Source organism: Streptomyces sp. ME02-8801-2C (assembly GCF_033793965.1).
Classification (GTDB): Bacteria; Actinomycetota; Actinomycetes; order Streptomycetales; family Streptomycetaceae; genus Streptomyces.
The window spans coordinates 53,212-65,162 of the sequence record NZ_JARAXP010000007.1; the positions used below are offsets into that span (position 1 = coordinate 53,212).

Sequence of the window (11,951 nt, forward strand, 5' to 3'; positions counted from 1 at the left end):
GCGTTGCCGAGCCGGCTGGCGGGCGTGCTGTAGAGCCGACCGTCGAGCGGGTCGCTGGGCGCGTTGCTGAATCAGCCGTCGAGCGGGTCGCCGGGCGCGTTGCCGAATCAGCCGTCGAGCGGGTCGCCGGGCGCGCTGTCGAACTGGCTGCCGAGCGCGTTGCCGAGCCGGCTGGCGGGCGTGCTGTAGAGCCGACCGTCGAGCGGGTCGCCGGGCGCGTTGCCGAATCAGCCGTCGAGCGGGTCGCCGGGCGCGTTGCCGAACCAGGCGCCGAGCGGGTCGCCGGGCGCGCTGTCGAACTGGCTGCCGAGCGCGTTGCCGAGCCGGCTGGCGGGCGTGCTGTAGAGCCGACCGTCGAGCGGGTCGCTGGGCGCGTTGCTGAATCAGCCGTCGAGCGGGTCGCCGGGCGCGCTGTCGAACCGGCTGGTGGGCGTGCTGCCGGGCGCGATGCGGAGACGGACGCCGGGGGTGATGGCGGGCGCGTTGTCGAGCCGGGCGTAGAGCGCTCTGCCGTGTCCGTTGGTGAGGTCGCCGAGTCAGGGGCTGGGCGGCGTGATGTCGGGGCGGGCGGCGGGTCGGTTCCTGGTCGTGGCGCCGCCGCATGATGCCTTCCTTGTTGCTCGGGTGCTTTGACGCACCGACGAAAGGTTCATCCTCATGACCTCAACGCACGGTCGGGGGCTGCTGCATCTGGCCGTGGCCGCAGCTGATCAACAGGAGCTGTTCGACGCCGACTTGTGTGTCGAGTCGGCGCGGCTCGCCGAGAGCGGTGGGCTCGACTTCGTGACGTTCGGACCGGACGCGCTCGGCGTTCTCGCCCGGGTCGCGCCCGCCACCACGCGGATCGGTCTGGTGCCCACCGTGAGCGCCACCCGCACCGAGGCCCGGCACGTCCGGGCGGCGGTGGCGAACCTCGACCGGGTCAGCGGGGGTCGGGCCGGCTGGCAGCTCGACGTGTCGGCGACCGGGGCCGAGGCCGGACTCTCCGGCCGTCGCCGGGCCGTACCCGGCGACGAGTTGTGGCGTGAGGCCGGTGAAGTCGCCGACGCGGCAGCCCGGTTGTGGGACGACCCGGAGGACGGTGACGAGATGGGGGAGGTGGTGCCCGGCGGCTTCGGCGACCGGGACGCGCCGCGTCACATCGGCGCGCGCCTGCCCCAGGGCCACCCTGTCCGTGTCGTCGACGCGACCGGGGTCCAGGCCCGGCAGACCGCCGCCCGGTATGCCGACGTGGCACTCGTCCGGGCGGCGAGTGTCGCGCAGGCGGGTGCCGTACGGGACGAACTGCGCGTTGCCGCAAAGGATCTGGGGCGTGATCCGGACGGGCTGCGGGTCCTCGCGAGCCTCGTCGTCGACCTCGGCGGCGGCGAGTACGCGGCCGAGCCGGGGCACGGGGGCGGCGGTCCCCGGCCGAGCGCGCACGGCCCGCTGTACCGGGGCGGGCCCGTCGACCTCGCCGAGCTGATCACCGCCTGGCACACCTCGGGGGCGGTCGACGGCTTCCATCTCGTCCCCGCCGAGCCACGCCGCGACCTGGAGCGGCTCGTCAACGGAACGGTGGCGCTGCTCCAGCACCGGTGTCTGTTCCGCACCTTCTACCCGGGCCGCACCCTCAGGGAGCACCTGGGGCTGGCCCGGCCCGCCAGGCAGTACACCGGGTCGGTCGGGTCCGCCGGGGGAGCGGCCTGACCGTACGGTCGCCGGGGAGCGGTGAACTCCGGCGAACCCGTATGGACGGGCTGACTGAGCGCCACCCTCGTATTGATGACATACAGGTTGTGTACGCAGGTTGTGTACGGGCCGCGCACAGAACGCGTGGCCTGGGCGTGTTTCCAGGGAGTGGCTGGAGTGAGTTCATGACGGCGGACGACGTGTCCGAGGCGTGGCAGCGGTTACACGAACGGTGCATCGAGAAGGTGTCGGCGCCCTACGGGCTCCTCTCACTCGTCGGTACGCACTGGATCGAGGACTTTCCGGACGGTCGGCTTCCGGCCATCCCCGGCCGCTGGACGGCCGACGGCGACCGACTCCTCCTGGACGCCGGGGTCACGGACGGGCTGACGCTCGACGGTGAGCCCTTCGCCGGGAAGGTCGGGCTGACCGCCGACCACGGTCCGGCGGGCGCGGCGCGGGTCGGCCTCGGTGAGCGTCACCTGGTCGTACTGGTGCGCGAGGGTAGCTGGGGTGTGCGCGACTTCGACCCCGCCGCCGAGACGCGCACGGCGTTCAAGGGCGACGCGGTCACCCCGTACGACGGGCACTGGTCGATACCCGGCCGGTTCACGCCGTACGACAGGGTGCGCAGCGTGCGCGTCGCGAACGCGGACGGGCGGGAGCGCGGGCTCGGGCTCGACGGTGAACTGACGTTCTCGCTCGACGGGCAGGAGCTGACGCTGCGTGCGACGGTCGAGGAGGACGGCAGTCTGTGGGCCGTCTTCGCCGACTCGACCAGCGGCGAAGGCAGTTACCGCTTCCACTTCCCGCGCCCCGCGGCCCCGGACGCCGAGGGGCGCACAACGGGGGACTTCAACCGGTCCCTGCTTCCGACAGGCGCGTTCGCCGACCATTTCGGCTGCCCTTTCCGTCGCCCGGCAATACGCTGGGCGTCGCGATTGCCGCGGGGAGCGTGATCTCCGCCAGGGCCTGACGTCAGGCCCTGGACCACCGAGTTCCTTGATCAATCCCTGTGGGCCGTGCGGGGGTTGAGCTGTCCGAGGCCGAAAGGCGCCCTTGCGTCGACCGGTCGAACGGCCGAATACTCCCACCCAGCGCTTGTCAGGGTCACAGCATGTCCGGAATCCGGACGGAACGGTCCCCGACTGCGCCTCACGGGCCCCGACCCCACGCGGGCCCCCGACTTCCCATGTGGAGGAACGACAAGTGAGGATCAAGCGCACTACCCCCCGCAGTGGCATCACGAGACGGACCCGGCTGATCGCCGTCAGCACCGGACTCGTGGCCGCGGCCGCGATCGCGATCCCCAACGCGACCGCCGCCGACGTCACCACCTTCAGTACCGCCCAGCTCGCCAAAACGAGCAGCTCGGTACTCAAGGCCGACATCCCGGGCACCGCCTGGGCCGTCGACGCGAAGACGAACCGCGTCGTCGTCACCGTCGACAGCACGGTCTCCCAGGCGGAGATCGCGGAGATCAAGCGCCAGGCGGGCAGCACCGCCGACGCCATCACCATCAAGAAGACGCCGGGCAAGTTCACCAAGCTGATCTCCGGCGGCGACGCGATCTATGCGAGTAGCTGGCGTTGCTCCCTGGGCTTCAACGTCCGCAGCGGGAACACCTACTACTTCCTGACCGCCGGTCACTGCACCGACGGCGCGGGCAACTGGTGGTCCAACTCCGCTCGTACGACGCTGCTCGGCGCGACCTCGGGCTCCAGCTTCCCGACGAACGACTACGGCATCGTCAAGTACGCGAGCAGCTACCCCACGAGCTCGATCTCGGGCACCGTCGGCAGCGTCGACATCACCAGCGCCGCCACTCCGTCCGTGAACACGACGGTCTACCGTCGCGGTTCCACCACCGGCATCCACAGCGGCCGGGTCACCGCGCTGAACACGACCGTCAACTACGGCGGCGGCGATGTCGTCTACGGCATGATCCAGACCACGGTCTGCGCCGAGCCCGGCGACTCCGGCGGCCCGCTCTACTCCAACAGCGGCATCGCCTACGGTCTGACCTCGGGTGGCAGTGGCAACTGCTCCTCCGGTGGTACGACCTTCTTCCAGCCCGTCACGGAGGCCCTGAGCGCCTACGGCGTCAACGTCTTCTAGTTCCTAGGGCATCCGCTCCACGGCACACGGCACCACGGCACATGGCACCACCGGTTTCCGTACGGCCTGACCTGCAGCCGGCAGCAGCAGGAGAGCGACAGGCGAGCCCCCGCACGCGACTCGTGTGCGGGGGCTCGCCCTTGTCCGCCTGCCGGAGTTACCTTCGAAGTACAGGAAGTCTCCCCTGCGTACGCCCACTTCGGACCCTGGGGGCCGGCATGGTCGAGGAACTGGTGACGGCGTCTGTCGCTGTCGCGTCCGCCGGAGTGCTGTACGTCGCGGCTGCGGCGCGGGTCGTCAAACAGTACGAGCGGGGTGTGGTGTTCCGGCTCGGACGGCTCACGTCGAGTGTGCGCGGGCCCGGGTTCACCGTGATCGTGCCGTTCGTGGACAAGATCCGCAAAGTCAATATGCAGATCGTGACGATGCCGGTGCCCGCGCAGGAGGGCATCACGCGGGACAACGTGACCGTGCGCGTGGACGCGGTCGTCTACTTCAAGGTCGTCGACGCGGCCGAGGCGGTCGTCCAGGTGGAGGACTACCGGTTCGCGGTCTCGCAGATGGCGCAGACCTCGCTGCGGTCGATCATCGGCAAGAGCGACCTGGACGACCTGTTGTCCAACCGGGAGAAGCTCAACCAGGGCCTGGAGCTGATGATCGACAGTCCTGCCATGGGGTGGGGCGTGCAGATCGACCGGGTCGAGATCAAGGACGTGTCCTTGCCGGAGACGATGAAGCGTTCGATGGCCCGGCAGGCCGAGGCCGACCGGGAGCGGCGGGCGCGGGTCATCAACGCGGACGCCGAGCTGCAGGCCTCGAAGAAGCTGGCGGAGGCCGCCGGTGTGATGTCCGAGCAGCCCGCCGCACTCCAGCTCCGGCTGCTCCAGACGGTGGTGGCGGTCGCGGCCGAGAAGAACTCGACGCTCGTTCTGCCCTTCCCGGTGGAACTCCTCCGCTTCCTGGAACGGGCCCAGCAGGTTGCTCCGCAGGTGGCCGGGCAGGTGGCCGGGCAGTCGGTTGCGCCGCCGGTTGCGTCTCCGGTCGGGCAGGCCGTTGCGTCTCCGGTCGCGCCGTCTGTCGTGCCCTCGGCGGGGCCGTCGCAGCCGGAGAGTACGCAACCGACGTCGTCTACCTGAGCCGGGTCGGTCTCGGCTGCGGTAGCTCTCGGGGATCGTCGGTGTTGCCGGGCCGTCGGCGGTCAGGCGTGCGCCCTAGCGGATCCACGACCCAGTTGTACTCCGACACGGTCGGTGTCGGTGTTCTTGCTGGGGGCTGTGGTGGCGGCTGAGGCCGTCTGACCGTCTGGTTCTCGCCCCCGCCGCCCCTACCCGTCCCATCCCTGGGGGCTGCCGCCCCCAGACCCCCGCTTTCGGCCCTAAGGGGCCTCGTCCTCAAACGCCGGACGGGCTGAAGGGGCGGGCCGGGCTGGAAATGCGGCGGGCTCGGCCCCAGGCGTCGGTGGGTTATCGGTCACCGGTTTGGACGCGGCCGTGCGTTACGGCGGCGGCGACACGCCGGGGGCGGGATTTCGCCGTCCGGTGAGGGTGTCCAGGCGGTGGCCGTGGTCTTCGAACGCCGTCGGGCGTCCTTGATCAGGTCGCTGACCGGGGCCGATGGGGCTAGAGTGAATGAATCAATCGAACGGAAGTGCGAATCAGCTGTCGGTCGATCATCGAACTGATGATCGATTGCGTGGCCGAAAAGGGGTGGAGTGATGGAGGTGCGGCATGACGGGCTTCGCCCATCTGCACGTCGCGTCCGGTTACTCCGCCCGGTATGGCGCCGCCCACCCCGAGCAGTTGGCCCGGCGGGCCGCCGAGCGCGGTATGGGGACGCTGGCCCTCACCGACCGGGACACGGTCACCGGTGCCGTACGGTTCGCCCACGCCTGTGCGAAGGAAGGGGTGCGGCCGGTCTTCGGCGTCGACCTGGCGGTGGCCGCCCTCGCGCCCCCGCCTCCGGAGGCGCGGCGTCGTACCCCGGCGCGTGGCGGCGCCCATGTGGTCGAGCCGCCGCTGCGGTTCACGCTGCTCGCGCGGGACCGGGCCGGCTGGGCACGGCTGTGCCGGATCACCTCGGCCGCGTATGTCGGTACGGCGTCCGGCGCGGCCCCGGTGGTGGTGCCGTGGGAGGCGCTGCGTGAGTACGGCGGCCCCGGCCTGACCGTGCTGCTCGGGCCGCTCTCGGAACCGGTGCGGGCGCTGGCGGTGGGCCGGGAGGACGTCGCGATGAGGTTGCTGGCGCCCTGGACGGAGATCTTCAGGAACGGGGTCAGGTTGGAAGTCGTTGCGCAGAAACGTTTCGGCACAGGTCCGGGATCCCTGCGCCTGGCCGCCCGTACCCTCGCCCTGGCCGACCGCACCCGTACCACCGCCGTCCTCTCCAACGCGGTCCGCTACGCCGACCCCGAACAGCACCGGCTCGCGGATGTCCTGGACGCCGCACGTCTGCTGCGGCCCATCGACCGGCGCCGGCTGGACGGCGGACAGCGGTGGCTCAAGGACGGGAGGGGGATGGAGACCGTCGCGCGGATGGTCGCCCAATGCGCCGGAGCGGACGTACCAAGGGCCCGCCGTCTGATGGCGGACACCGTCGACACGGCGGCCGCGTGTCTCGTCGACCCGGTGGCGGACCTCGGGCTCGGTGCCCGGCACTTCCCGGAACCGTCGCTCTTCGGCGCCGAGCCCCGAGCAGCTCGAGGGGACGGAGCCGCGCAGTTGTTGCGCCGGCAGTGCGAGGAGGGACTGGTCCGGCGTGGCCTCGACCGCGACCGGGCGGCGCTCGACCGGCTGGAGGCGGAGCTCGAGGTGATCTCCACGCTGGACTACGCCTCGTACTTCCTCGCCGTCGGCCAGGTCGTGACCGACATCCGGGCCAAGGGCATCCGGGTCGCGGCCCGGGGGTCGGGCGCCGGCTCGCTGGTCTGCCACGCGCTGGGCATCGCCACGGCCAACCCGCTCGAACACCGGCTGCTGTTCGAACGTTTCCTCAGCGAGCGGCGCAGGAGCCTGCCCGACATCGACATCGACGTGGAGTCCGCCCGCCGCCTGGAGTGCTACGACACGATCTTCGACCGGTTCGGCAAGGAACGGGTCGCGGTCACCGCGATGCCCGAGACCTACCGGGCGCGCCGGGCGCTGCGGGACACCGGTCTCGCGCTGGGGATCGCCCCGGCCGAGGTCGACCGGATCGCCAAGAGCTTCCCGCACCTGCGGGCCTCCGACATCACCGGCGCCCTCGCCGAGCTGCCCGAACTGCGGAAACTGGCGGGTGAGATGGACCGGTACGGACCGCTGTGGGAGCTGGCCGAAGGGCTCGACTCGCTGGTCCACGGCATGGCCATGCACCCCTGCGGTGTGGTCATCAGCGACGCGACCCTCCTGGACCGGCTGCCGGTGCAGCCCACCCCGCAGGGCGACTACCCCATGGCCATGGCGGCGAAGGAGGAGATCGAGGCGCTCGGCAACATCAAACTCGACGTCCTGGGCGTGCGGATGCAGTCCGCGATGGCCCACGCCGTCGCCGAGATCGAACGCACCACCGGCAACCACATCGACCTCGACGACCCGAAGCAGGTGCCGCTCGACGACGTCTTCGCCTTCAAGCTCATCCAGGAGAGCCAGACCCTGGGCCTGTTCCAGCTCGAGTCGCCCGGCCAGCAGGACCTGCTCTCCCGGCTCCAGCCCCGCGACCAGCAGGACGTCATCGCCGACATCAGCCTCTTCCGCCCGGGGCCGGTCGCCGGCGGCATGCCCGAGCGGTACATCGCCGCCCGGCACGGCGGCACACCGGCGTACGCCCACCCGGACCTGGAACCGGTGCTCGCCGACACCTACGGCGTGACCATCTGGCACGAGCAGATCATCGAGACGCTGCATGTGATGACCGGCTGTGACCTGGCCCTCGCGGAGATCGCGCGGCGGGCGCTCGGCGACAAGAACCGGCTGCCCGCGATCAGGGACTGGTTCCACGGCCTGGCACGCGCGCGTGGCTACAGCGCGGCCGTCCGGGACGAGGTCTGGAGGACCGTCGAGGCCTTCGGCGCGTACGGCTTCTGCCGGGCCCACGCGGTCGCCTTCGCCGTACCGGCCCTGCAGAGCGCCTGGCTCAAGGCGCACCATCCGGCGTATCTGCTGGCCGGCCTGCTCGAACACGACCCCGGGATGTGGCCCAAGCGGGTCCTGGTCTCCGACGCCCGTCGGCGCGGTGTGCCGATCCTGCCCGTCGACATCAACCACTCCAAGGTGAAGCACACCGTGGAGAGAGCCGGCGGAGAGCAGTGGGGTGTGCGGCTCGCCCTGTCGGCGGTGCACGGCATCGGCGCGGAGGAATGCGCCCGGATCGAGGAGGGGCAGCCGTACGGATCGCTGTCGGACTTCTGGCAGCGGGGCCGCCCCAGCCGTCCGGTCGCCGAACGCCTCGCGGAGATCGGCGCCCTGGGCTGTCTGCACGACGGGCGTCTCACCCGGCGCGACCTGTTGCTCCAGATCGCCGAACTCCATCGGGCCTCCCGCACCCGGTCGGCAGGCAACGGTCAACTGCCCATCGACGCGGGCGCCGTCGGCGGTGCGGAGCCGAGCGGTCTGCCGGAGATGACCGGCCGCGAGGCCCTCAGCGCCGAACTGAACACCCTCGGCATCGACGTCTCCAGGCATCTGATGGAGCACCACCACCGGCTGCTGCGCGAGATCGGCGCGACCGACGCGGCGCATCTGGCCGGGCTGCGGGCCGGTCAGCAGGTCCTGGTCGCCGGTGTACGGGCCTCCACGCAGACCCCGCCGATCGCCAGCGGCAGGCGGGTCATCTTCGTGACGCTGGAGGACGGCTCCGGCCTGGTCGACCTGGCCTTCTTCGAGGATTCGCATCCGGCGTGCGCGTACACCGTCTTCCACAGCGGGCTGCTGCTGGTGCGCGGCACGGTCCAGGTGCGCGGCACCCGGCGTACCGTCGTCGGTTCCATGGCCTGGGACCTGGACGAGATCGCCGCCGCCCGCCGCGACAACGGGCCCGAGGCCGCGCTCGCCCTCCTCGGCACCGACCGTCCGGCCCCGACCCCCGCCCAGCCGCGGCGGACCCTGGCCAACGGCACCACCGGTGCCCGGCTGCATCCGTACGCCGACCTCCAGCCCGCCGGGACCCGCTCGGCCGACCTGAAGAAGTTCGGCCACACCAGTCCGGGGAGTGCGGGATGAGCATTCGGCAGCGGCACATCGCCCACCTCCACCTGCACGCCTCGCTGACCGGGGATCAGTACGGAGACATAATCGAACTGATGTGTGGCATAACGCCTCACGTCCAGGCCGTCCCGCCCAACGCCGTCCAGCTCGATCTGACGTCGGCGCTGAGATACTTCGACCTGTCCCCCTATGACGTCGTCCAGCTGGCGAAGCTCCGCTTGAAGGGCCTGTACGGCATCGACAGCAGTGCAGGCCTTGCGGGCAACCGCATGCTGGCGGCGATGGCGGCCGACGCGTCCGCGCCGGGTGACACCACCTGGGTCCCCGCCGGGCAAGTGGCCGACTGGCTGTATCCGCGGCCGGTCACCGCGCTGCCCGGGATCGGCCGTGCCACGACGGAGACGCTCAACAGGTATGGGCTGCACACCATCGGGCAGCTCATCGACCTGCCCGCGGGGACCCTGCAGCGACTTTTCGGCGCAGGCCCTGCCCGGCTGCTGGCCGAGCGTGCCCGCGGTCACGATCCCCGCCCGGTCGTCCCGTCGGAACCGGCAGGGCATCTGGTGGCCGACCTCGTGCTGGAACGGGACTGCCTCGACCCGGTGCAGCATCACCGAGCCGTCCTGGGACTCGCGGACCGGATCGGCCAACGCCTCCGCGGCGAAAGCCGGATCGCCGGCCGACTCACCCTCACCGTGCGATACGCCGACCGGAGCTCCACCACACGTACGCGCACCCTGCCGGAGCCGACCAGTCACTCACCCCACCTCGCGGCAGCTGCCCTGGGCCTGCTGGCCGGCCTCGGGCTGCAGCGAGCGAGGGTCCGCGCCTTCGCGATCCGCGCCGACGACCTGCTGCCGGCCGGCAACGCCTACCGCCAGCTCTCTCTGGATCCCGGTGACGCTCGTGCCCGCGCAGCCGAAGCCGCCGCCGACCGTGCCCGTCGACGCTTCGGGGCGGAGGCCGTACGTCCAGCCACTCTGGCTGACCGCTAGCCCCGCGAACCGCCCGTATCTGGTGAGACGTAGGCGGCGATATCGCCGTCGGGCGGTTCGCACGACCCGGGCTCGGGCCGCGTCCGGTGGGTCGCGGAGTCGGACATGGCCTGGCTCTGCGGACCTGGCCGTCTGCGGACCTTTGGGGAGAGAGCATCCCTCGAAAACCTAGGTCCATGTGCTGAGTTCGGTTCGGGCTCGGGTCGGGTCCCGGTCGCGAGCTCCGTCGATAGCGTTGGCGATCAGCCACGACACACCCGTGACGCTCCTGGTCGGCGCGGCGGGCCCGACGCGCCCCGGGGAGCTGATATCCGGTCCAGGTGTCGTGGGCGCACCCGAGGAGAGCGATGTCCAGCAGCGGCTACACGTACATTTGCAAGTTCGACGTGTTGGAGGAGGGCGTGCCCCGACGGTTCGAGGTGGAGAGCGTTCCCGTCTCCCTCGTCCTGGCCGAGAAGCAGGTGTTCGCGATCCACGATGTGTGCTCCCACAGTGCCGTCTCGCTGTCCGAGGGGGAGGTGGACGGGTGCACGGTCGAGTGCTGGCTGCATGCTTCCCGGTTCGACCTGCGCACCGGACAGCCCCTCGACCCGCCGGCGACACGTCCCGTGCCTGTGTACCCGGTGCGAGTCGAAGACGGATGCGTGTACGCGCTTGTGGCACCGCGGGGTGAACGGTGAGGCAGGCGTCGGACGATGCCGCCGGGGAGCGGGCCGATGCCGCCCGCAACCGTGCCCGGCTGCTGGAGGCAGCCGCGGAGCTGGTTGCCGAACGGGGAGCGGAGCATGTGACGATGCACGAGGTCGCGCAGGCGGCCGGGGTGGGCAAGGGCACGCTCTTTCGCCGGTTCGGCGATCGCACCGGGCTCCTGCTGGCTCTGCTGGATGACGCGGAGGCCGAATTCCACGAGGTGTACACCTCGGGGCCGCCGCCGTTGGGGCCGGGAGCACCGGCGAGTGAGCGGCTGGCGGCGTTCGGTTGCGCCTTGATCGCGCGCATCACCGACGAGGCGGACCTGGGTGCCGCTCTGGCACGCCAGGTTCCCCTTGAACGGCGCCATGGTTCGAACGTCGGCGGGGCCTTCCACGACCACGTCGTCTCCCTCTTGCGGGAAGCGGGAGCAGCGGGCGATCACGACATGCTCGCCCACGCCCTGCTCGCCTGGACGAACTTCGAGACCATGGATTACCTGCGCGACGAGTGCCAGGTCGCCGCCGCTCGGCTGCAGGCCACCTGGGTGGACCTGGTGCGGGGGGTGACGGGAACGGATGCAGGGTGACCATGAGACGTACGGCTTCTTCTTTGCGCCTGGGGGTATGAGGCCGAGCAGACCGAGGCGGACGAGAGCTGATTCCAATTGGTCGGGGGCCACCGCGGCGACCCTGGACAACTAGACCGGTTCGACCGGTCAGCCGCCGGAAAATCGATCATTCGCGAGGGCGTCGGCCGTCACCTGGAACTCCTCGAGAACAGCGAGGAACCCGGGCCTGCCCCACAGAGCCAGGCCCAGAACGACGACACCCACGGCCGTCATGTGCACGGCCCCTGGGAGGTCCTGGCACGACAACGCGTGCATGGCCGACTCGTCCCCCCGGGCCCATGCCCGCGTTGCCTCGACAACGGCGAACTCGTGATGGGGCGGGGCTACGGCCGCGACCTCCTCGGTGTGCCGAACCAGTTCGCCCACCTGCCACCGCTTGCCGCTCAACTCCATGATGCTGACGGTGGAGTGCAACAGCCCACTCAGAAAGGCGTACACCTCTGTCCAGCTGCTCGCGTCCAGCCCGGACAGCGCCTCTTCGACCGCGACGGCGTCGCGGTCCGTGTAGCCCCGGACAACGTCCATCGCGCGCTCGTGAGAAGTCTTGGGCGCTGCATCGCTCATGCGACTCACACTAGGGTCGCCCGGACCGGCGGGAATCGGTCTCTTGTCCCAATACACCTCGGAAGATTGAACTAAGACCCACCACCTGCGGCCGACCCGCGCGGT

At 70.9% G+C, this 11,951-nt stretch carries 8 protein-coding genes and 2 pseudogenes; 9 read left to right on the forward strand and 1 reads right to left on the reverse strand.

Annotated features, from left to right (window positions below; all coding sequences use genetic code 11):
• From PV396_RS23200 to PV396_RS23240, 9 genes and pseudogenes are all read left to right on the forward strand, one after another.
• Positions 1-605: pseudogene (locus tag PV396_RS23200) on the forward strand (hypothetical protein); the annotation flags it as partial.
• A gap of 52 nt (positions 606-657) precedes the next feature.
• The gene (locus PV396_RS23205; RefSeq protein ID WP_319207502.1) at positions 658-1,689 is read left to right on the forward strand and encodes an LLM class flavin-dependent oxidoreductase; all 1,032 of its coding nucleotides are present in this window, start codon (positions 658-660) and stop codon (positions 1,687-1,689) included.
• A gap of 167 nt (positions 1,690-1,856) precedes the next feature.
• Positions 1,857-2,647, forward strand: a pseudogene (locus PV396_RS23210) (DUF1684 domain-containing protein).
• A 233-nt stretch (positions 2,648-2,880) separates the two neighbouring features.
• Positions 2,881-3,789 (forward strand): S1 family peptidase, encoded by a 909-nt coding sequence (locus PV396_RS23215; RefSeq protein ID WP_319207505.1) that lies wholly within the window; start codon positions 2,881-2,883, stop codon positions 3,787-3,789.
• 218 nt (positions 3,790-4,007) lie between these two features.
• Positions 4,008-4,925 (forward strand): slipin family protein, encoded by a 918-nt coding sequence (locus tag PV396_RS23220; protein WP_319207506.1) that lies wholly within the window; start codon positions 4,008-4,010, stop codon positions 4,923-4,925.
• 591 nt (positions 4,926-5,516) lie between these two features.
• Positions 5,517-8,981, forward strand: coding sequence for a DNA polymerase III subunit alpha (locus tag PV396_RS23225; protein ID WP_319207508.1), 3,465 nt, complete (start codon positions 5,517-5,519; stop codon positions 8,979-8,981).
• On the forward strand, positions 8,978-9,961 hold the full coding sequence (locus PV396_RS23230) for a DNA polymerase thumb domain-containing protein (RefSeq protein WP_319207510.1): 984 nt from the start codon (positions 8,978-8,980) through the stop codon (positions 9,959-9,961). Before PV396_RS23225 ends, PV396_RS23230 begins: the two co-directional genes overlap by 4 nt.
• A 347-nt stretch (positions 9,962-10,308) precedes the next feature.
• Positions 10,309-10,641 (forward strand): non-heme iron oxygenase ferredoxin subunit, encoded by a 333-nt coding sequence (locus PV396_RS23235; RefSeq protein WP_319207512.1) that lies wholly within the window; start codon positions 10,309-10,311, stop codon positions 10,639-10,641.
• Positions 10,638-11,240: a helix-turn-helix domain-containing protein gene (locus PV396_RS23240; protein WP_319207513.1), complete on the forward strand. Its 603-nt coding sequence runs from the start codon at positions 10,638-10,640 to the stop codon at positions 11,238-11,240. The genes PV396_RS23235 and PV396_RS23240 overlap by 4 nt, the downstream gene beginning before the upstream one ends.
• Before the next feature lie 129 nt (positions 11,241-11,369).
• Here the strand turns inward: PV396_RS23240 and PV396_RS23245 are convergent, their stop codons facing one another.
• Positions 11,370-11,846, reverse strand: a complete 477-nt coding sequence (locus tag PV396_RS23245; RefSeq protein ID WP_319207515.1) for a hypothetical protein — start codon at positions 11,844-11,846, stop codon at positions 11,370-11,372.
• Positions 11,847-11,951 lie beyond the last annotated feature (105 nt).

Excerpts from the sequence above, each read along its gene's own strand:
- PV396_RS23205 (WP_319207502.1), top strand. The coding sequence starts at position 658 with ATGACCTCAACGCACGGTCGGGGGCTGCTGCATCTGGCCGTGGCCGCA.
- PV396_RS23220 (WP_319207506.1), top strand. The coding sequence starts at position 4,008 with ATGGTCGAGGAACTGGTGACGGCGTCTGTCGCTGTCGCGTCCGCCGGA.
- PV396_RS23225 (WP_319207508.1), top strand. The coding sequence starts at position 5,517 with ATGACGGGCTTCGCCCATCTGCACGTCGCGTCCGGTTACTCCGCCCGG.
- PV396_RS23230 (WP_319207510.1), top strand. The coding sequence starts at position 8,978 with ATGAGCATTCGGCAGCGGCACATCGCCCACCTCCACCTGCACGCCTCG.
- PV396_RS23235 (WP_319207512.1), top strand. The coding sequence starts at position 10,309 with ATGTCCAGCAGCGGCTACACGTACATTTGCAAGTTCGACGTGTTGGAG.
- PV396_RS23245 (WP_319207515.1), bottom strand. The coding sequence starts at position 11,846 with ATGAGCGATGCAGCGCCCAAGACTTCTCACGAGCGCGCGATGGACGTT.